The following is a 20,024-nucleotide window of genomic DNA, read 5'->3' as shown; positions in this document are numbered from 1 at the left end:
TGCCGATAGTTTTATGCTGGTAATTATTTTAAGAAGATATACTTTCGCATCTTATTATATACATCTATCTCATGCATACTATGAAATTTGTTATCCTGCTATGCCTGTCCTGCTGTTTTGCAAGTGTCACTTTTGCGCAGGAAGTATACACCATTTGGAGTTTGAACCCTGGTGACAGTCGTTATATCTTTGCTGATACCGCTTATGTACGGGTAAGTACGGACACTAAGCAGACGCCCGCTGATACCTTGTTTGCCGGCGATGATGTTACAGTCGCCACCATTACGGAACAGTCTTTTACACTTAAGGGTATTACCGCCCCGTGGGTACAGATTAAATATAAAAAGAATGGTCTTGAAAAAGAAGGCTTTATATGGCGTGGGCTGCTCTCATTTGAGCCTATGCGCAGAGGCGACACAAAGTTTGTTTATGCTATGGACCGGCGTGTAGACACTACCGTTAGGGAGAATGGTGAAACAACTGTATTTCATAAGTTTATTATAAAGCTGAAGGTTGTTTCCGGAGGGAAGCTGATGGGCACTGTACAATGGAAAATAGATGATGATGAAGCGGCTAATTTTACCGGTGGAAAAGTAATGAGTGGATTGGGACTCAGCAATGTACAAAATATCGTTGTGGTGAATTTTGGCGGACAGGCCTGTGGCGTTCCGGATAACTTCTTTTATTATGCCTGGACCAACGATGCGAGGCTGGTACCATTACCTGGCAGAATGAATGTGGGAGATGCGGGCGCTTATCATCATGAGGAGAATTTTGTTTTTCCGGCAGAAAAAAATGGTAAACCGGATATGATCATTATGAATATGGAAGAAGAAGAGAGTACAGATAAAACGGATAAGAAAGGAGATACTATTTTTACATCAAAAAAAGAAACCGCACAATACAGCTGGGATGGCAGTACCGGCGCGTATAAAAAGGCAGGGAAATAGCACTTATTTATTTATCCGTTTTAATGGCTGGTCATCTACAAATCCCATTGCCAATCTGATGATGGAGAAGTACCTGCGGGATACATTGCCGGCAGCTAAAATGCCGGTGATGAAGCGGATGCTGGAAACAGGGACTATCCCGATGGCGAAGCTGGAGCAATCAAAGCTGGATTCTTTGAATAAGACTACGGGTATGCTTACGCCGGCACAGGTGCTGCGGCGGTATTTTCATTAGAGGGGGGCCTGGTAGAGCAATAATATATTTTAGTATAACCGGAACGCATATATGTTTCATTTTTTAAATGAATCATTATCCGTTTTTGAAAAGATAAATAGAGCACGATTTTGATGGCTTTTTTCGTTTAATCATACCCTCTTTTTTTTCTGCTTAACGAGGCATTAACAGTTTTACGGGCCCGGAATTGGACTAATAAGGTTAATTTTAAGTTAATAATAAAAAATAATCGGGCCCTTATTGGGACTTAAACGTTGACGGAAGAATGCATTAAAAGGGGGAGTGTTTTTCATCCCGGTCATGTGGGAGATTTGCCATTGTTTTATTTGTCGCCATTAACACCTGAGACCGTGTTTAAATCCGCATATATCCTCTATACAATGCAGTTTATTGTATGCGTTTTTGTTTAGGTACCCACTACTGGTTCATAAAGCGGAATAAAGAATGCGACAAGACAACCAAGAACCTAATCTGCTCGAACAGCTTAAAAGCGGTAATACTGAAGTGTTTACAGTTGTGTACACCAAATACCGTCAATTCCTCATGATACTGGCTGAGGATATGCTAAAGGATGAAAACGAAGCGCAAGATGTGCTACAGGAGTTTTTCCTTGATTTCTGGCAAAAGCAATTGTTCCTGAATGTTAATTCGTCTTTCCATAACAAGGATGGTTCCAGTACGCTGAGAAACTATATGTACGCGAGTATACGCAACCGCTGTCTGAACAAAATTGCACGGGACAAAAAATTCTCACGGGTGATCCCTGATGAACCACAATTTCCAAAAGATCCTTTTGAGACAAAAGAGCTCTATTTCCGACTGGATACTGCTTTGTTGCGCAAGGTGCCTCCTATGTCTGCGAAGGCATTCAGGCTGAGGTATTATGACCAGAAAACGCATAAGGAAATAGCTGCTGAGATGGAGACGACCATTCAGACCGTTAAAAATCAGATCAGTAAAGCAGTTAAAATATTGCGGCATTATTTTAATCCCATCCTATAACATAGTACTTTTATCCCTTCAGATGTGTATTATAATAAATAGAGATCATATAGCAACCTTCAGGAGGCTTCATCAAGTACTGCCTGTCAACCTGTAGTGCGGTCACCTAAAGCAATGCCACGCTTTTCAGGTGACAATCGGGTGTCTGGATGCCCAGGCAGCAATATTTGATTGATGGGCATAAAAAAGATAAAAATGATTATTTTGAAAGAATCTTCAAACTATATACAATCGCTGATTATATCTAAACTTGCCGGGCTTATCACCGAGGAGGAATCGCTTTACCTTGAGCAGCTCATCCGGGAAGATGAAGCCGTTAAGCGGGAATGGGAGCGCCTTAGCGGACAGTTTCCCAAAGAGAAACTTGACCACTACAAGGAGCTGGACTGGATGGACCCTACTTTAATCGCGAGTCTGCCTCAACGTAATAATGTAAGGACACTGCTCATTCGCAAGCTGGCAGTGGCTGCTTCTGTTCTTGTCATCATCGGTCTCGGAGCTTTCTACCTTATTAACCACAAAACGGATCAATCGATAGCTGCAGCTGCACCCGCTGCTCCAAAAGATAAAAAAGTAATTGAATTAAAACTCGCCAACGGGCAGGTAATAAACCTTACGCAGCGCCAGGACAGTATCCGCGTTGCCGATGTTAGCCTGAGTAATGTGAATAAAACATTAAGCTTCTCAGCAGCCAACACCACCAAAAAAGAAGAAAGTGTAAGCCTGAATAGCTTAACGGTACCTATTGGTATGGATTACCATGTAGAACTTGCCGATGGTACCGAGGTATGGATGAACTCAGCCACCAGCCTTCAATTCCCATTTGCATTTAATGGCAAAACCCGGGAAATCACTATTAACGGGGAAGGCTATATGAAAGTGGCACAGGATGCAGCAAAACCTTTCCTGGTGCATACACCGCAGGGAACTGTACAGGTATTGGGAACGGAGTTTAATATCAACTCTTACGATAGTGGAATAGTCAAAGTATCCCTGGTACAGGGAGCCGTAAATTTTAAAGCATCCTCCGGGAAAAAAGTGTCCCTCAAGCCAGGAATGGAAGCGGTGTATAATGGCGGTAATGACATTGAGCTACAGTCATTCGACGCCGACAAAGTGCTTGCCTGGCGTCTTGGCAGGTATTATTTTAACCAGGCAACACTGGAAGAGATTACAGCCGTATTGCCAAGATGGTTTGGTATAGAAGTGGTAATGGACAATCCTACTATAGGAAAGGAGCAATTTACGGGTATGCTGAACAGGAACCGGCCTATTACGGCTTTTCTCGGCAATCTGAAAAAGACAACGAAAATAGATTACTATTTTGATAAGGATGTGCTACACTTTAAATGATCATAACGTCATTCTGCCGTACAGCACATCCCTTTAGTTATTTCAGGATCAAAATCTTACAATAAGATCCATCGCACCCGTTACCTGGTCTTTCTTTGTACCATTATCATACGGTGTAGCACCTTTATCATAGGCTCGCTCATATCTGACTTCCGGACGAATTCTTATCAGATTATTAAAGTGATGCACCCAGCCAATAGTGTGACTGGAATACGCTGTAGCAAAGCCTGTTCTGTTGCCCTGTGGATCATTCAAAAAATCATTGCGGACAGAGATGTAATCTTTTTCAGCAGATAATTGTATCTGAAAGTAATTCACAGCCCCAACAGCAGCGGATATTCCCGGAACAATAGTACCGATACCTGTTCCCATATAGTACGGTTTCCCCGGACCATAGATAGGTGTTCCTCCCATTGCCGCATCTTTTTGCCAGATGTAATACAGCTCTGTCATCATGTGCACTTTGCTACTAAAGCGGTGTCCCCAGGTACTCACCACCATTTGCAGGTTATCATGTTCATTTGTGTATTTACCATTGCCTAATGAGTTAATACCGGCATAAATAGAATTGTTATTGTTCTTAGATACCCAACGAACCATAGCAAGACCATTCACATTCGCTGAATTGCTCCATGGCGCTACATCGTTACCGGCATGCACTCCTAATTCCACCTGCCAATACTGATTGATCCGAAGGGTAGCTTGCGCGCCTGTAAAAGTATAAGGATCAACTGTGAACATCAGGGAGTGGGAGTACATGTAGTTGTCTGGCGCCCATTGTGCTTCAATGTCTGAAGGTGAAATAAAGCGACCGACTTTAATCAGTAATCCCTGCGCCACTTTGGGAATGTACAACAAGCCATATACCTGCGTAGGGTCGTAACCGTACAGGTGATTTGATTTCAGTAGCTGATCGCTTACAATACCTTTGGCGATAGTATATCTGTAATCGGTGCCATAAATATTGTCTACTAAAAAGCCCCAGTCTACATGATCCGTTTGAACCGTATTAGGCTGGCGCTCCACCCGGAGAATAATCTGATCAAGTACAATACTGTTGGGAACTATATTGTAGGAGGTAGGTGCATTAGAGTTGCGGGAAGTACTGAAATTACCTCCTATACCCACCCAACCGTATATTTTTATGCGACTCTTTTGTTTGGCTAATCCCAGCGCTTTTTGCAGCGGGTAATCAGGCGCTTCAGCCGGGGCCCCTATAATGGGTGCGCCATCCCATTCTGACCCGGGAAAAGGAGGGGAGGCAAGCGGTGAAGGCAGGCATCTGCCATTAGAACCATCTACTACGGGCATGATATGTTGTTTGGTTGAGTCCTGTTGTGCATAGCCAAAGGAGATGGCAAGTGTCAGTATAAGTGACGTAGGTAATGCTCTTTTCATTCTTATTTATATTTATTTTAGAAGCACCTATGTCAATACTAAAGTTGTGCCCTGCGGGAAATAAAATAAGAATAAAAGATAATCGGCTAAATGCCAATTGGTTAGTGTGTAGATTACACTAACTGAAAACTTTTGCTACCCTGTTAAAATGGGACGATATTGTCAAAATGAAGCGGTTGATAATTAGTATAATATCCGGCCAATGGTTAATTTAAAAGAGATTATTCTGTGCTTATAATTTTCACGCCCTTTTTCTTACAAAACTTCAATTCCTCCTTATCCGCATTGGTAATAATAGCATTCACCAGATCTACATCTGCAAATTTCATATAAGACGCTTTGCCGATCTTACCTGCATCACATAAAAGGTAGGTGTAATCACTTTGTGTAGCCAATGCTAATGCAATTGCTGCTTCCTTTTCACTATGGGCAAATAATCCGTGTGATGAGATCCCATCTACTCCTATGAAAGCTTTGGTAGCATGGTAGCTACGGATATGTTCTTCAGCCATTTTGCCGTGTATGGCTTGTCTTTCGGAGTCAAATTCGCCACCAATAATATTGAGGGATACCTGGCTGTTTTGCAGTTCGTATAGCACAGGAATGGAGTTGGTAATGACTTTGATCCTTTTGTTTTTAATGAATTGACACATCCGGAAAACAGTGCTGCCGCAATCCATAAAGATAATATCACCTTCTTTTATTTGTGCTGCCGCCTTGCGGCAAATATTATCTTTTGCCACCTGGTTTACAGCAGCTTTGTTGCTGAAGTTATGCGGCATTTCCAGTGGTGTGATTTTAATAGCGCCGCCGTGGGTACGACAAAGCATGCCATCATCTGCCAGTTGATGCAGGTCTCTCCGGATAGTTATTTCAGAGGTGTTGAATTCCTGTGCCAGCATTTTGGTATCTACTTCTCCGGCCGCTGCCAGTTGCGCCAGAATTTTCTGTTTTCTTAGTTGAGAATTCATTTTAAATATCTATATTGATCAAAAATAATCAAAAACGATCAAAAATGATCATTTTAATATGGAAGCAATAAACATATTGGAAACAACTATACTGTCGGATAATTGGTATACCCTTAAAAAAATAACGTACGAGGTAACGGATAAAGATGGCGCTGTTGTAAGGCAGGAGCGGGAAGCATACGACAGGGGTAATGGCGCTACTATTCTCCTGTATAACAAAGAAAACAGATCGGTGATATTAACACGACAGTTTCGCATGCCCACCTATATTAATGGCAACCAGAGTGGCTTCCTGATTGAGTGTTGTGCTGGTTTGCTGGATAAAGATAATCCGGAAGAATGCATAAGAAGGGAAACGGCCGAAGAAACCGGTTATAGTGTAACAGCTGTAGAAAAAGTATTTGAGGCGTATATGTCGCCAGGATCAGTAACAGAAATCCTGTATTTTTTTGTAGCTGCTTATTCAAAAGAAATGAAATTATATGAAGGAGGTGGATTAGCCGCCGAAAATGAGAACATAGAAGTGCTGGAGCTCCCGTTTACAAAGGCGTTGGAGATGATTAAGACAGGTGAAATAAAAGATGGAAAGACAATCATGCTATTGCAATATGCCGCGCTTAATATTTTTCAATGATAGGTGTTTGGAGGGATAGTTATGCAGTTTCTTGCAGCAACTATCTAACTATTTCTCCTCTATTTTATAAGCACCGGGTACATCAAAAATGTAGTATTTACAGATGTGCATATTCTTGACAAAGGGAGCAGTCCGCTGGCCGATACAGGCAGTAAGAATTAAAATAGTGCGTGCTAAGGATAATGATGAGGTGATAAAACTCAACAATTCCAAAGACGTCATTATTAAAAATGCGTTGTATTATAATGATGAATGGAATAAAGCCCCGGCTATATTACCACCGTTTAAAAATTAAATTCCCTCGGTTGGAGATTCAGCCTGAATCCTATTGTATAAAAGAAAGTATTTGATTTAGGCTGGTTCTGCACATTGTAGGTTCGGTAAGTAGTATTTAAGTCGATGAACATATTTTCAAATATTTCATAGGAAGCACTCAGGGCAGCTGTAGCGCTGGTAACTGGTGTACCTGTTCCTATAAAAAAGCCATAGTCACGTGGCCGGGTATTATAGCTCTTAAATACATCGGAGCCGAAATTAAGTCCCGCTGAATCCAGTCCCTGCTTACTATACATCAGTTTTCCGGTGAGATATAATTTATGCAAGGGCTGATACCTGGCTATTCCTATAAATTCTTTGAGATTGGCGCCCAGTGGGTGTGCCAGTGGTTGATTGTAATTGGTAAGGTTAGTGGTACTGTCATAATTGGTATAGGTGTAGGGACGAATAAGGTTTGTTTCCAGTTGTAGGTCCAGGTTTTTTATGGTAAAGGCATCTATATATTTTATTCCGAGTTGCAGGCCTTGTTTGTTGGCAAAGTTACCACGGCTGTAGTGGAATACTTCTTTCGTAACAAATTCATTAATCAGGAGCTGACCGTAGAACTGCAACTGTTTAGCAACATTGGCTTTAAAGTCGAAGCCTACATTGGCCTTACCCGCAGCCCCTAATTGTTGTTCAACAGAGCGATAGAAAATAACAGGGTTGAGGTAGCTCAGTTGAAGTCCATGCTTACCATCTTCCATAATATTTTCATAAAATCCCAGGTTTAGCCAATGTGCCACCTGCAGACTTAAATGATGGATCATCATATAATTCTGTGGTCTTATGGTACGTGGACCACCTACATCATAAGGTACGAAGGGGGCAATGGTTTGTGCAAAAATATTTTCATAATCAAATTTCCAGATGCGGGTAGTCATCCTGAGATACAGGTAATTGCTGCTGAAATCGCTGAGGAACAGGCTACGGAAACCATTGCCAATAAAAAGTTTATCATAGGCAAACTGAAAGTCGAAATATTTAGCTGCGTTAAAGGAGATGCCTCCTCTGGCATCAAAATAATCGTACCCGGTTTTCTGATAGTGTTTATAAAACCCTGCACCAGGTACTGCATCATACTTTGTTACAAAGTATCTTACATAAGCGGGGTCCCGTTCCTGGTTGTCGGTTAATATGGTGTAAAAGCCCAGTTTATTGGCAATATTTCCTCTGAGTATAACCCCCCTGGTGTTTACAAATATGCTACCTGTGCCATCATTGGTATGGCCATACTGGAGGTTCAGTAATGGGTTGATCACCAGTTTGAAATCCCTGGTGTTTACTGCGTAGAGGTTGGCTGGTGTTTTATAAAAGGTATTGAAAATGGGTTTCACATTAAATGAATCGGTGTATTGAGGGGCCCATTCCCAGTTATCCATTAACAGGTGCCGGATATTATATCTATCCGTTGGGGTTATGACGAAAGGCAAACTGCCGGCCCTATCCATGGAGTCAATCCAGGCTACCCGTTCTGTCATTTTTCTACGGTCGTATGGTTTAACGGTAGTGAAGCCCAGTAAGGTATCGTGCTGTGAGCGGATATCTAATCGGTCAAGCAACTGATATTGTTTGTTGCCTAAGCTGATGTAATCAGATTGACCGGAAACGCGGGCAGCAGCCAGGATCACCATTGTGAGGGTCACCATTAATTTAGTTACTTTCATCTATGTAGTAGTGAAATGATTTTTTAGGATATAAATCTCGAATCGAAAGGTTTCCTGTGAGCCAGTGGACATAATCCTTGCAGACTGGGCCAAAATTAAGGACTATGCTTTTATTTCAGGTAGTGTGCAGGTAATTCTAATGGTAGTTTAATCTCCGTTGGAAATTCCTACCTTTATTTTGTAATTATTTTTCTTCCAGATGAACATGCAGCGCTACTTTCCTACTGATGTACTTAAACCATATATTAAAACTTTCATGGTTATTGAAAGTGATGATAAGATAGAGAGCTATACGCTGCCAGATACGGCTATAGTAATGGCTTTCAGGTATAAGGGAAGTGTATCTAATGTGCAGCAGGGGGTAAATTTGCCGGTATCGGGTATTACGGGGCTCAGGAAATCATTCCGTTTACTGGATTATGCAAAGCACACCGGCAATCTGCTGGTGGTGTTTAATGAAGGAGGTGCAGCGGCATTTTTTAAGGAGCCATTGCATGAATTATTCGAAATCAATCTATCACTCGATCATCTCATCCATCTTCATAAATTAAATATCATTGAAGAACAGTTATGTGAGGCAAAGAATAACGGGCAAAGGATTGCCGTTATTGAACGCTTCCTGCTGTCGGAGTTAAAAATACAGCCACCGGATAAACTTATAGGTAGTGCCATACAGCAGATTAAAGCAGCTCATGGAGCCATCAGGATAAAAGAGCTGGCAGCAGGGTTATATACAAGCCAGGATGCTTTTGAAAAAAGGTTCAGGCGGGTGATAGGTACGTCTCCCAAGCAGTTTACTACTATTGTGAGATTAAGGAACCTGATAGAAATGTATCCGCAGGTGGCCAATCTTACGGATGCCGCGCATGCAGCCGGGTACTTTGACCAGGCTCATTTTATAAAAGACTTCAAAGCCTTTACAGGTAAAACTCCGCAGGTTTTCTTCCAATCTACTACCTGGTGGTAAATCGATAAATGATTAGAATATAATATTTTTGTGCCCTAAGATTTTAATCATGATATACAGGAACACGATGCTTGCCAGCTTAGTTTTGTTGGCAATGGGCTGTAGTAAAAAGAATAATACGGATACCAATAATGCGGACGGTAAGGATAAGCCACTAAATAAAATGATGGTAAACGTTAGCGGCGACTTCAATAAAAGCTATACCGTAACAGGAGAGGATGTAGGGATAGGATACTTGAAATTCACCAAAACAGGATTGGAAACGTTTGTATTATCCGGCGGGATTACAGATGCAGCAGGCACCTTAACTTCCGTTTCTACTGGTGTGTTATCGTTACAGCTGCAAACCGGTGTGGAGCAGGTGGGCGAGATCGCGCTTGCCGGCGGTGCGTCTATAAGGAGTAAGAATGCGGATGAAGTATATTCGGGGATCAGTTATTTCCAGTATTTTGATACCGATCCGGATGGGAAAAATAGTAAAGCGTATCTGACCTTAACAGAAATAAAGGATACCGCCAATTACCTGCGACTGACAGGCAGTTTTCATGTAAATGCTGCCAAAGTTTCCCCTGAGCCTTCGATGGCCTGCCAGCAGGATGCTTATTTGCATAGCGGTCGTTCTCCTATGTTTTCTTCCGTTATTTGTGGTGCAAAGGATGTGCAGACAAAAGCTTCTTTTGTCATTTACCTCGATAAGATTACGCAACAATAAGAACAGTAGACGGGCCGGTAAGATAAAGTCCCGGTCCGTCTGCTATTTCCAGGGTTTTTTAAAAAAAGATCCTGAAATATTTTTAAGTGAGCAAACGCTCACTTATATTTGCAGTCTATGAGGCACAGAGATGAAAATAAAATTCAGGCGATCCGTGAAAAGGCTATTGAGATGGTAGCCAACGATGGCCTGGAAAATTTTGGTATAAACAGATTAGCGAAAACGGCGGGGGTGTCACCGGCCACTATTTACATTTATTATAAAGATAAAGAGGACCTGCTTACCAGCATCAGTATTGAAGAGGGGTTAAAGATGACCAGGTCTACGCTGAAAGGTTTTGATCCTGAAATGTCGTTTGAAGAGGGGCTTTGGATACAATGGAAGAACCGGGCAGCATTTGCACTGAACAATCACTTGTCGGCCGCATTTTTTGAACAATTGCGGAACTCTACCTATAAAGAGAAAATGTTGGAAACTATTTCTAAGGAGTTTGAGCTGACAATGGGGAACTTTATAGTAAATGCCCTGAACCGTAAAGAAATAGATAAAATGTCATTAGAGGTGTATTGGTCTATTGCTTTTGCGCCGCTTTATTCCCTGATAAAATTTCATAATGAGGGGAGGAGCCTTAGCGGCCGTAAATTTGTATTCTCGCAAAAATTGATGAAGGATACTTTTGCCTGTGTAATAAAGGGATTAAAGAAATAGCTTTTTTTCTCAAGTTAATAAATGAGCGCTTGCTTATAAATATGGAAACGCTAAATCACATACTTATTTTCAAAACGAACATTGCCACAACAGCAGCCCGGCAACAGATAGCCACCGTACTGGATATGCATCCATTAATAGCGCAATGGACAGTAGACCTGATGGACGTGGATTGTGTGCTGCGCGTAGTATCTTATCATTTGTCGCCCGCCGATGTGATAGCGATAGTAGCCCGGTATAATTATGAGTGTACGGAGCTAACAGACTAAGCAACGGTAAAATTTTATATGCTATAAACACGGCTATTATATGAAACAAACGATCCCTTTTTCTTCTCATCAAAAACTGATTATTGCTTTATTGGCATTGACGCAGTTTACCGTTATTCTTGATTTTATGGTGATGTCGCCGCTCGGTGATATGCTGATGAAATCAATGAGTATAAAACCCAATCAATTTGGCCTGGTTGTATCTGCATATGCTTTCAGCGCTGGTATTTCGGGTCTGCTTACTGCAGGCTTCGCGGATCGTTTTGACCGCAAAAAATTGCTCATATTCTTTTATGTTGGTTTTATTGCAGGTACTATCTGTTGTGGATTTGCGAATACTTATGTCACCATGGTAGCGGCCCGCATCATTACAGGTTTGTTTGGTGGTGTTATTGGTTCTATCTCCCTGGCTATTATTACCGATCTTTTTGTGATAGAACAACGTGGCCGCGTAATGGGGTTCATTCAAATGGGTTTTGGTGCCAGCCAGGTACTTGGAATTCCTATTGGTCTGTACCTGGCAAATGCCTGGGGATGGGAAGCTCCCTTTTTCCTGGTGGCTGGTATTGCACTCGCCGGGGTAACATTAATCATGCTCATCATGGAGCCGATCACACAACACCTGGCTATGCAGCGGGACAAGAGTGCTTTCAAACACTTATGGCATGCAATTGCGAAAAGGAACTACCGCATTGGTTTTGCAACTACAGCGCTGCTTTCTATCGGTGGTTTTATGATGATGCCTTTTGGCAGTGCCTTTGCCATTAATAATCTGCATGTAACCCCACAACAATTACCACTTTTATTTATGGTATCCGGGGTTGGCGCACTTTTTATTATGCCAATAGTGGGCAGGTTAAGCGACCGGTTTGATAAATTCCTGTTGTTTACTTTCTCCTCTCTTTATATGCTGGTCTTTGTGATTGTTTACACACATCTTACAGCGCAGCCATTGTGGATCGTGATTGCCTTAAACGTGCTGATGATGGTGGGTATAATGGGACGAATGGTACCTGCTACCACCCTCACAACAGGGATACCTGATATGGAAGACCGTGGCGCATTTATGAGTATCAATTCTTCCTTACAACAAATTGCCGGTGGTGTTGCTGCTGCAATTGGAGGAATGATTGTAGTGCAGAAAGATAAATTTAGTCCGCTGGAACATTACGATACAGTGGGTTGGGTGATTGTAGGCATCACCATTCCCTGTATTTATATGGTGTACAGGGTAAGTGCATTGGTGAAAGCAAAAGCAGCGAAACAATTGCCAAAGGAGGAGAGTGTGGCGGTGGAAGTATAGTTTTTACAAGATAATAAAAGAAGGCTGTACCTGTTTTTGGTGCAGCCTTCTTTTATCTGATCAAGACAATCTTCCGGATTTTATCAAATCAGCAAAAATTTATATCTTGGTAATAATTTCTGCTGTTAAAAAATGAAATACCAAGAACTATCACCACCTGATTATCTTAAAAACCACATCCGGTATTTCTGGACGCTGGAGAGTACTTCCGTGGATCATTTACCCAAAACCTTTGGACCAATGGCAGATGGTTGCCCGGGACTTATGTTTCAACGGTCAGAAGAAGGTACATTTTATCAGCATAATAAACAACTCCCGGACATTCTTTTATACGGACAAACTACTAAGTATACAGCGCTTCAGTTAATAGGGCAAGTGAGCACAATAGGCATCTGTTGCTATCCGAATGCCTTAAAATCTATTTTCGGATTAAATGCAGATGAATTGACCAACACCTGTGTAGATCTGAACCTGCTGCCTGCGGCACCATCTTTCCGGCTATCAGAAAAACTGATGACCGCTGCATCTACTGCTGATCAGATTGAAATAATATCCTCTTTTTTATATATCCAGATTAAAAAAAATCAGGCACCCACCGACGAAATAACCCAATACGCATTATCACAAATTATACAGTCGAAAGGTAACATTGGTTTGAAGGAACTACAAAAAAATTTACAGCTTACCGAAAGGAGCTTTGAGCGCAGGTTTAAGCAATGTGTTGGTATTTCGCCAAAATTATTTTCAAGAATTTGCCGCTTTCAGAGTTCTTTAGACCAGTTGAGAAATAACGATTACAACAAGCTGTCTGACATAGCTTTTGAAAATGATTATGCGGATCAATCTCATTATATCCGTGTATTTAAAGAGTTTGCAGGGATTTCCCCCTTCCAGTATCAGAAACAATCCAAAGAAGCAGGTACTAATTTTTCTTTAATAACAAAATAGCAGGCTGTCGGTTTTGTTCTATTTCCGGAATGGTTGCCATCATAGCTTTGTGTTATAAAACCAACGATGATGAAGTTACTTATTTTCGGAGCAACAGGTGGCACGGGCCGCCAACTGGTAGAACAGGCATTGATGCAGGGACATACTGTTACCGCGTTTGCGCGCAATCCGGCAGGTTTGCAGTTACAACATCCACAACTGAAGGTATTGCAAGGCGATGTGATGGATTACCGCTCCATAGAACCTGCCATGCGGGGACAGGATGCAGTGTTATCCGCACTTGGTAAGCCGGCTAATAAAACCGGTACTGTGCGGTCGGAAGGTACACGCAATATTATCCGTGCCATGGAGCAAACAGGGGTTAAACGTTTCGTGTGTCAAACCTCCCTGGGCTATGGCGATAGCCGGAAAGTACTGGAGCAAACACCATTTATCTTCAGGAATATTATTGTTCCGTTCTTACTGAAGAAAGGTTTCGCTGATCATGCGCTGCAGGAGAAATACATTAAAGACAGTCAGCTGGATTGGGTGATAGTACGTCCCGGAAATTTAACGGATGGTAACCGTACAGGGGAGTACAGGTATGGGTTTGCAGCTACTGATAAATCGCTTAAAGTTAAAGTTTCACGCGCCGATGTTGCCGACTTTATGTTAAAACAATTAACAGATAACACCTGGCTTCACAAAACACCGGGTATTTCTTATTAATTATCATCACCAGAAACCAGTTATCATGACACTGCAAAAAATAATACTGCTGATTGCTGCCACCACAACAGGTTTAGTGGCAGGCGTTTTTTATACATGGTCCTGTTCTGTTACCACAGGGCTGGCCCGCATGCCGGATGAAGCGTATATAGCCACTATACAAACCTTTAATAAGGCCATCCTGAATCCTGTTTTTTTTATCAGCTTTTTAGGTACGTTAGTGATGTTGCCACTCGCCACCTACCTGAATTATACATCTTTTCATTCGCCCCGGTTTTTATTGCTGCTGGCTGCTACGATCGTATATTTAATTGGTGGATTTGGGGTTACAGCTTTTGGCAATGTTCCTTTAAATGACATGATGGAAGCTTTTAATTTACATGCCGCTTCTGCCGCAGAAATGGCTGCGCAAAGAATCCGGTTTGAACAGCCGTGGAATACCCTGAATAATGTTCGCACCATTACTTCTATACTTTCAATGATGTTGGTAACGCTGGCTTGTCTCAGCGATGAGCGCTAAAACAAGCCACCCCGCTCTCCTGCCTGGCAGGGGAGCGGGGTGGCCTCTCCCTGGTTGTATCCTTCTCTTTTTAAAAGATATTGTTAAATGAATTATCTTTCCGTAGCATTATTCATCTTTCGCCAACGCCATTCAGCGTCTTTCATCAGCAGAACATAGTTTATCAGACTCAACAAACAGCTACTACATTCATTTTATCAACTTTAGTACCCCTATAAATGAAGTATCAACTAATGAAAACAAAAATTACTGGGATAGTTGTCATCCTGCTGTTTTCCGGTGCAACTTTCGGGCAAACAAAAGACTTTATAAAAAGTGATGGTATCACCAGTCCGCTGCATCAATCCAACATTGGCAAGATAACTTTTATGTCGGCTGTTATTCCAATTGAGCAGTATACTGCGGCTGATTTTCTGAAAACGTTTGAATGGAAAGTACCATCCGACTTAAATATAAGAGCCTTTTTAGGGAATTCGTTAACAAACTATCTGCACCCGTTAGCACCTGCATTAACGGTGGAGGAACTGACAAAAAAAGGGAACTATCAATTTTCTTTTTTTGTAGACAGCATCCTGGTCTATAAGGAAAATCTTTCTCCGGGTGCAGGTTCTCCGCAAAATAAAAATACGAAGACAATACTCAGGGTACCTTTCACCAGCACCACCAACGAAGATTCATGGGGAAGGTTTTTATGGATGAGATTTATGATAAATGGCGGAGAAGAAGCATTAACAAGGGGCACACATTTGTTGAGAATAGAAGCAAGGCCATATGTGAGAACCACCGAAATAAAAGTAGGGGAGGTTATTGCTGCCGGCGACCTTCAAATGATTGTAGTAAAACCTGCAGTGGACGAGAAGGCGGTGCAAATTCAAAGTATAGCTTCCGGAAGTGGTTGGAACGTTTCAACAGATGATTACAATACAACAAAAATAAAAGAACTCAATTTTAAAATTGCTGATAAAATATTTAAAGATATCACGAGCATCGTTGTGATCAAAGACGGGAAATTATTAATAGAGGAATATTTTAATGATGCAAAACGGGATGCTCTCCATGATACCCGGTCTGTGGGGAAATCTTTCACATCGGCTATGATGGGCATTGCTATCAATAATGGCTATATAAAAAATGAACAGCAAACATTAGGCACCTACTACCACCTGAAACAATTTGAAAATTACACCTCGAAAAAAGATAGTGTAACGCTCAAAAGTTTATTGACAATGAGTTCTGCGTTTGACGGCTATGATATGGATGATAATTCTCCGGGTAATGAAGAAAAAATGTATCCCACCAGTAACTGGGTGAAATTTACATTGGACCTGCCTATGGACAGTACCAGTATCATTGGTAATAACTGGATGTATTTTACAGCAGGCGTAGTTGTACTTGGAGATGTACTGAATAAAGCTGTTCCGGAAGGCCTGGAAAAGTATACGCACAAAATGCTGATGCAACCATTGGGCATAAAAACATACCAATGGATGTACACCCCACAAAAAGTGGTAAGTACTGCCGGTGGGCTGCAGATGCGGTCTTTGGACTATGCAAAATTCGGACAGCTGTATAAGAATAATGGCATTTGGGAGGGACAGCAAATTATTCCTGCGGACTGGGTCAAAAAAACATTCACCAAATACCTGCCTATTGCAGGTAGCGAAGATGAATTTTATGGATACCTGTTTTGGAACAAAACATATAAAGTGAACGGCAAATTGCAGGAAACGTTTTATAGCAGCGGCAATGGAGGGAATAAGATTTTTGTATTTAAAGAGTTGCCGCTGGTAGTAGTGATCACTTCTACGGCTTATAATACGCCTTACGGTCATTCGCAGGTAGATAAAATAATGGAGCGATATATTTTACCGGCAGTAGTAAAGTAATTCCAAAAAATAAAAGCCCTTGTAGGATTTGAACCTACAAGGGTTTCTGCGTTTATTTTCTTTTATCTCAGTGGTATGCCCTGCCGGAACTATATTCAATACTTGTACCTGTAACCCCATTGAATAGCAGTGATATCAGAAGGGCTCCATCTTTTAATGCCGTCATATCCCCATCCGCAGACATAAGTAACCGATCGCATAACAGAGCCACACGCATTTGCCTGATGAAAAGCCGGATCAGGCGTTCCCGGGATCAACAACCCTGCATACTGATCTGCATGCAGGTATCCCAGCGTATGGCCTAATGCATGCATCATCAACAGCAGTTTTTCTTCGTTGCTGCTGGTAATATGATTTACATAATGGTTACGCTCATTTACACCCAGATTAAGCCGTATCCTGTTGCCAACATTGCCATTGCCTGCAGGTAGTGTAGTTCTTATCCAGGAACTGTCTGTTGGATCATTATAAGAATCTACAATAAGATTGGCCGCCGAACGATCGCCGGTTCGGGTGAAAGAAATATTCGGACTGCTTCCATTCCAGTACCAGACGGCCCATTCCAGGGGGCCAAAATAATAATAAGGAAAAAGAGAAGGGTCTAAATAATATAAGATGTGTTGTGAACTGGCATAACTTACAAATACATTGTTCCACTGCTGCTCTGTCTTCGGATGCTGTTGCGTATACATTATATTATTATACAACGCTGCCGTAAACACCATATCTCCTGCAATGAATTCTTTTGTTTGTGCTTCATAGCTGATACTGGCAGCAGGTATTCCTTTCTCATTCTTCAAAAGATTGAATGTATTCAAATACTCGTCTGGTATTTTTTCTTTCGTGTGTTCCGACATATTACGGGACGTTTCTTTCTGGCAGCTAAACAAAAGGGTGGTTAATAATAACACACATGTTGATAGGATAGCATTTTTCTTCATAATTACCGGGATTAATAATGAATAAATGAAAGTATTGATTGAGGGTTAAAATATTTTTGAGGGTAACAATAAATATTATCATGAAACAATTTCGGGCGTATAACATAAACAACATAGATTAAAAAACGGGTGAAAAAATCTGAAAAATATTTTCATCAGATTAAAAATTTAACGCTTCGTTCAACGAAAAATTAACAAGGTGAATTTTTGCAAAGAGAGAGTTAATATAAGGCTAGGGTGCAAACATGCTAAAGTCTAATTTTACTTTCAGAAAGCACGCTTAGTTATTAAATGCCGACATATACTATACCGAATACCCTTATTTAACATGTTAAACCTTATGAATACCCTTCCATGATTGTTAGACCCCTTAATTACTTTTCTCTCTAAATTTCAACAAATGAAAAAAACAGTGTTATCAGGCAGAAGCCTTAGCAGAAGCGACATGAAGACTATTGCCGGTGGCGTAAATTCCTTTGACAGGGTGCCAAGTGCGATATGTTATTTACCATCAGGTAATGCTTTATGTAATTCCCATTGCCTGTCGTTAGGTCTTTCCGGCGGCAGTTGTAATCAAACAAATTATTGCATCTGTAATTTTGGTCACTAATGGATTAACCGCCATTCTCTTAATAACAACCACTTTATTTGGAGTGGTTGTTATTTAAAAAAAATAAAATATTTTTCATCCTTTTTAATAGGTTGGTTGTTTCTGTTGTGTACTAATTTTAAAATAAAGTAGCCGTCCATACTTTCCGGAAAGATGGACTTGTAATTACCATACTCAAAATGACTTTTTAGCCCAAAGAAAAATATGAAAACGAATCAACAGGTTACGGCGTTTGAAGAAATCGCTTATAATTGGCTGCGTAAGATTGGCATTAAGGTGAATAAAAATTTCATTTTTCAGGAGATAAAATCCCATCCTGACTACCCTTCACTGGTTTCGCTAATTGATTTCCTGGACATGGGGAAAATGAATTATCGTGCTATCGAAAGCAATGCAGCCTATATCTCACAATTTACCTACCCTTGCCTGGCTCATATAAAAGAAGATGACGGAAAGGAATACATGCTACAGGTAGATGGGCAAAACGATTGGCGCAATAATAAACTGCTGAAGAAAAACTGGACGGGTATTGTTTTATTTGCGGATGATCATCCATCCTGGAGCTATGAGGAAAACACACGCCTGATCAAGGAAAGCCGTTCTTTAAAGACAGTTTCCGGCATATTTTTTATGTTGCTGCTATCAGTATTTATTTATGTGACCTCCCGTAACTTTTATTTAATAAATGCCGCATGGGGTTTGCTGGCCTTTACCGGATTGATGATTAGCATTGCTGCCATTTCTGTGGAGTTAGGAATGCAGATAAAAGCAGTGAAAGAAGTTTGTAACGCAGTAAGCGCATCCGGGTGCGATGCTGTACTAAGAAGCAGTTACGCCAAAGGAATTGCCGGTATTTCAATAGCAGACTTCTCGCTATCCTACTTTGTAATGCAATCCGGTTGCTATGTATTATCCCATTGGCATCCTGCTTTATTGCATACCGCGCTGTTAATATCTGTACCAGTAATAGTGATAGCAGGATTGAGTTTGTATGCGCAACAATTTTTACTTAAAAAATGGTGTGTGATATGCCTGGGAATAGTTGCTGTAATTCTTGCACAGAGTATTCTGGCTTACTATGCTATCAAAACTTTCAGGGTAACGGCTACCTATTTTTTGTCTTTTTTCATCATCCAGGTAATAGTATGTTATTCCCTGCTGGTAGTAAAGAAATTCGTGAAAAATATCAGGGAAAGATTGATGCAGGCAACAGACTTGTTGAGATGGAAAAAAGATGAATCATTGTATACTTTTCAGGCGGCGCAAAGGCCATATGTAGATTGCACTACCTGGGAACAGGAACTGCTACTGGGTGATGATACCGCTCCTGTGCAAATTACAATAGCCTGTAATCCATACTGCGGCCCCTGTGCCATTGCACATAAAATTATTGACGAATTGTATGCCACTTATAACGGGATACTATGTATAAAATTTCGTTTTCTTTTCCCTTACAACGATCCCGAAAACGGACTAACCCTGGCGGTAAAAGCCATTTTACAAAAGGCAGGTAGTATACATAATAACGGTGAGTTGTCGGAAATGTTATCTGACTGGTTCGAATGGATGGACCTGGAAAAATGGCAACAAAAATGGGGACCTGTACCCGATGTAAATATAGATGACCTGTTGAAAGCACATATCCACTGGATGGACCATGTAGCACAAGTAAAAGGTACCCCTACCTTTTTTATTAACGGACGCCAGTTACCACGTAACTATGTCATACGGGATATGTTTCAGTTGATCCCTTCGTTGGCGGCCTCATTCAGTGCCACCGTGAAGCAATAAAATAAAATCGTCGCATCATAAACTAAGTTGTGAGAAGGACTGCTACTCACAAGCACCATGCTGCAATTTGCAGTCTTGCAGCATATTATTTCTCTCATATTAAAAACCGAAAAAAAATGGAAAACATGAATTTTGG

At 41.2% G+C, this 20,024-nt stretch carries 21 protein-coding genes; 17 read left to right on the top strand and 4 right to left on the bottom strand.

What is annotated here, in order from left to right; all coding sequences use genetic code 11:
- The first annotated feature begins 71 nt into the window (after nt 1-71).
- The 4 genes from CLV51_RS16575 to CLV51_RS16560 all read left to right on the top strand — a co-directional run bounded on the left by CLV51_RS16575 (nt 72) and on the right by CLV51_RS16560 (nt 3,540).
- Complete coding sequence (locus CLV51_RS16575; RefSeq protein WP_106529174.1) at nt 72-950, top strand: hypothetical protein; 879 nt, start codon at nt 72-74, stop codon at nt 948-950.
- Nucleotides 913-1,185: a hypothetical protein gene (locus CLV51_RS16570; protein ID WP_106529173.1), complete on the top strand. Its 273-nt coding sequence runs from the start codon at nt 913-915 to the stop codon at nt 1,183-1,185. Before CLV51_RS16575 ends, CLV51_RS16570 begins: the two co-directional genes overlap by 38 nt.
- Before the next feature lie 444 nt (nt 1,186-1,629).
- On the top strand, nt 1,630-2,187 hold the full coding sequence (locus CLV51_RS16565; protein WP_106529172.1) for an RNA polymerase sigma factor: 558 nt from the start codon (nt 1,630-1,632) through the stop codon (nt 2,185-2,187).
- Between the two features lie 204 nt (nt 2,188-2,391).
- Nucleotides 2,392-3,540: a FecR family protein gene (locus CLV51_RS16560; protein ID WP_158267043.1), complete on the top strand. Its 1,149-nt coding sequence runs from the start codon at nt 2,392-2,394 to the stop codon at nt 3,538-3,540.
- A gap of 48 nt (nt 3,541-3,588) precedes the next feature.
- On the opposite strand, the gene CLV51_RS16555 is transcribed toward CLV51_RS16560, so the two are convergent.
- Together CLV51_RS16555 and CLV51_RS16550 are read right to left on the bottom strand one after the other, a co-directional pair.
- Complete coding sequence (locus CLV51_RS16555; protein WP_106529170.1) at nt 3,589-4,938, bottom strand: outer membrane beta-barrel protein; 1,350 nt, start codon at nt 4,936-4,938, stop codon at nt 3,589-3,591.
- Between the two features lie 221 nt (nt 4,939-5,159).
- A complete protein-coding gene (locus CLV51_RS16550) occupies nt 5,160-5,909 on the bottom strand; it encodes a DeoR/GlpR family DNA-binding transcription regulator (protein WP_106529169.1) in 750 nt (249 codons plus the stop codon).
- Between the two features lie 58 nt (nt 5,910-5,967).
- On the opposite strand from CLV51_RS16550, the gene nudK reads away from it, so the two are divergent.
- Entirely contained in the window at nt 5,968-6,543 is a 576-nt protein-coding gene (gene nudK, locus CLV51_RS16545) for a GDP-mannose pyrophosphatase NudK (RefSeq protein ID WP_106529168.1), read from the top strand.
- Between the two features lie 103 nt (nt 6,544-6,646).
- Complete coding sequence (locus tag CLV51_RS16540) at nt 6,647-6,838, top strand: hypothetical protein (RefSeq protein ID WP_106529167.1); 192 nt, start codon at nt 6,647-6,649, stop codon at nt 6,836-6,838.
- Here the strand turns inward: CLV51_RS16540 and CLV51_RS16535 are convergent.
- Nucleotides 6,828-8,525 (bottom strand): hypothetical protein, encoded by a 1,698-nt coding sequence (locus CLV51_RS16535; protein ID WP_106529166.1) that lies wholly within the window; start codon nt 8,523-8,525, stop codon nt 6,828-6,830. The genes CLV51_RS16540 and CLV51_RS16535 overlap by 11 nt on opposite strands.
- 199 nt (nt 8,526-8,724) lie before the next feature.
- Here CLV51_RS16535 and CLV51_RS16530 point away from each other — a divergent pair, with 199 nt between their 5' ends.
- The 9 genes from CLV51_RS16530 (at nt 8,725) to CLV51_RS16490 (ending at nt 16,546) form a co-directional block, all read left to right on the top strand.
- A complete protein-coding gene (locus CLV51_RS16530) occupies nt 8,725-9,492 on the top strand; it encodes a helix-turn-helix transcriptional regulator (RefSeq protein WP_106529165.1) in 768 nt (255 codons plus the stop codon).
- 49 nt (nt 9,493-9,541) lie between these two features.
- Entirely contained in the window at nt 9,542-10,204 is a 663-nt protein-coding gene (locus CLV51_RS16525; RefSeq protein WP_146151304.1) for a hypothetical protein, read from the top strand.
- 117 nt (nt 10,205-10,321) lie between these two features.
- Nucleotides 10,322-10,912, top strand: a complete 591-nt coding sequence (locus tag CLV51_RS16520) for a TetR/AcrR family transcriptional regulator (protein ID WP_106529163.1) — start codon at nt 10,322-10,324, stop codon at nt 10,910-10,912.
- Nucleotides 10,913-10,953: 41 nt separating this feature from the next.
- The gene (locus CLV51_RS16515) at nt 10,954-11,181 is read left to right on the top strand and encodes a hypothetical protein (protein WP_106529162.1); all 228 of its coding nucleotides are present in this window, start codon (nt 10,954-10,956) and stop codon (nt 11,179-11,181) included.
- A 40-nt stretch (nt 11,182-11,221) separates the two neighbouring features.
- Nucleotides 11,222-12,484 (top strand): MFS transporter, encoded by a 1,263-nt coding sequence (locus CLV51_RS16510; protein WP_106529161.1) that lies wholly within the window; start codon nt 11,222-11,224, stop codon nt 12,482-12,484.
- 132 nt (nt 12,485-12,616) lie between these two features.
- Nucleotides 12,617-13,432 (top strand): helix-turn-helix domain-containing protein, encoded by an 816-nt coding sequence (locus CLV51_RS16505; RefSeq protein WP_106529160.1) that lies wholly within the window; start codon nt 12,617-12,619, stop codon nt 13,430-13,432.
- A gap of 66 nt (nt 13,433-13,498) precedes the next feature.
- Entirely contained in the window at nt 13,499-14,140 is a 642-nt protein-coding gene (locus CLV51_RS16500; RefSeq protein WP_245898802.1) for an NAD(P)-dependent oxidoreductase, read from the top strand.
- 25 nt (nt 14,141-14,165) lie between these two features.
- Entirely contained in the window at nt 14,166-14,660 is a 495-nt protein-coding gene (locus tag CLV51_RS16495) for an anthrone oxygenase family protein (RefSeq protein ID WP_106529158.1), read from the top strand.
- Between the two features lie 233 nt (nt 14,661-14,893).
- Complete coding sequence (locus CLV51_RS16490; RefSeq protein WP_106529157.1) at nt 14,894-16,546, top strand: serine hydrolase domain-containing protein; 1,653 nt, start codon at nt 14,894-14,896, stop codon at nt 16,544-16,546.
- Between the two features lie 95 nt (nt 16,547-16,641).
- On the opposite strand, the gene CLV51_RS16485 is transcribed toward CLV51_RS16490, so the two are convergent.
- Nucleotides 16,642-17,487 (bottom strand): zinc metalloprotease, encoded by an 846-nt coding sequence (locus CLV51_RS16485; RefSeq protein WP_106529156.1) that lies wholly within the window; start codon nt 17,485-17,487, stop codon nt 16,642-16,644.
- 400 nt (nt 17,488-17,887) lie between these two features.
- On the opposite strand from CLV51_RS16485, the gene CLV51_RS16480 reads away from it, so the two are divergent.
- Complete coding sequence (locus CLV51_RS16480; protein ID WP_106529155.1) at nt 17,888-18,097, top strand: hypothetical protein; 210 nt, start codon at nt 17,888-17,890, stop codon at nt 18,095-18,097.
- A gap of 204 nt (nt 18,098-18,301) precedes the next feature.
- Nucleotides 18,302-19,888, top strand: a complete 1,587-nt coding sequence (locus CLV51_RS16475; protein ID WP_106529154.1) for a vitamin K epoxide reductase family protein — start codon at nt 18,302-18,304, stop codon at nt 19,886-19,888.
- The last annotated feature ends 136 nt before the right edge of the window (nt 19,889-20,024 follow it).

It is taken from the genome of Chitinophaga niastensis (assembly GCF_003014755.1).
Lineage (GTDB): Bacteria > Bacteroidota > Bacteroidia > Chitinophagales > Chitinophagaceae > Chitinophaga > Chitinophaga niastensis.
The sequence above is the reverse complement of the archived record's forward strand: the minus strand, read 5'-3'. Positions and strand labels throughout refer to the sequence as shown.

Bases quoted from the DNA above. Each gene is read 5' to 3' on its own strand.
- CLV51_RS16575 (WP_106529174.1), top strand. From the start codon at position 72: ATGCATACTATGAAATTTGTTATCCTGCTATGCCTGTCCTGCTGTTTT.
- CLV51_RS16570 (WP_106529173.1), top strand. From the start codon at position 913: ATGGCAGTACCGGCGCGTATAAAAAGGCAGGGAAATAGCACTTATTTA.
- CLV51_RS16565 (WP_106529172.1), top strand. From the start codon at position 1,630: ATGCGACAAGACAACCAAGAACCTAATCTGCTCGAACAGCTTAAAAGC.
- CLV51_RS16555 (WP_106529170.1), bottom strand. From the start codon at position 4,938: ATGAAAAGAGCATTACCTACGTCACTTATACTGACACTTGCCATCTCC.
- CLV51_RS16550 (WP_106529169.1), bottom strand. From the start codon at position 5,909: ATGAATTCTCAACTAAGAAAACAGAAAATTCTGGCGCAACTGGCAGCG.
- nudK (WP_106529168.1), top strand. From the start codon at position 5,968: ATGGAAGCAATAAACATATTGGAAACAACTATACTGTCGGATAATTGG.
- CLV51_RS16540 (WP_106529167.1), top strand. From the start codon at position 6,647: ATGTGCATATTCTTGACAAAGGGAGCAGTCCGCTGGCCGATACAGGCA.
- CLV51_RS16535 (WP_106529166.1), bottom strand. From the start codon at position 8,525: ATGAAAGTAACTAAATTAATGGTGACCCTCACAATGGTGATCCTGGCT.
- CLV51_RS16530 (WP_106529165.1), top strand. From the start codon at position 8,725: ATGAACATGCAGCGCTACTTTCCTACTGATGTACTTAAACCATATATT.
- CLV51_RS16525 (WP_146151304.1), top strand. From the start codon at position 9,542: ATGATATACAGGAACACGATGCTTGCCAGCTTAGTTTTGTTGGCAATG.
- CLV51_RS16520 (WP_106529163.1), top strand. From the start codon at position 10,322: ATGAGGCACAGAGATGAAAATAAAATTCAGGCGATCCGTGAAAAGGCT.
- CLV51_RS16515 (WP_106529162.1), top strand. From the start codon at position 10,954: ATGGAAACGCTAAATCACATACTTATTTTCAAAACGAACATTGCCACA.
- CLV51_RS16510 (WP_106529161.1), top strand. From the start codon at position 11,222: ATGAAACAAACGATCCCTTTTTCTTCTCATCAAAAACTGATTATTGCT.
- CLV51_RS16505 (WP_106529160.1), top strand. From the start codon at position 12,617: ATGAAATACCAAGAACTATCACCACCTGATTATCTTAAAAACCACATC.
- CLV51_RS16500 (WP_245898802.1), top strand. From the start codon at position 13,499: ATGATGAAGTTACTTATTTTCGGAGCAACAGGTGGCACGGGCCGCCAA.
- CLV51_RS16495 (WP_106529158.1), top strand. From the start codon at position 14,166: ATGACACTGCAAAAAATAATACTGCTGATTGCTGCCACCACAACAGGT.
- CLV51_RS16490 (WP_106529157.1), top strand. From the start codon at position 14,894: ATGAAAACAAAAATTACTGGGATAGTTGTCATCCTGCTGTTTTCCGGT.
- CLV51_RS16485 (WP_106529156.1), bottom strand. From the start codon at position 17,487: ATGAAGAAAAATGCTATCCTATCAACATGTGTGTTATTATTAACCACC.
- CLV51_RS16480 (WP_106529155.1), top strand. From the start codon at position 17,888: ATGAAAAAAACAGTGTTATCAGGCAGAAGCCTTAGCAGAAGCGACATG.
- CLV51_RS16475 (WP_106529154.1), top strand. From the start codon at position 18,302: ATGAAAACGAATCAACAGGTTACGGCGTTTGAAGAAATCGCTTATAAT.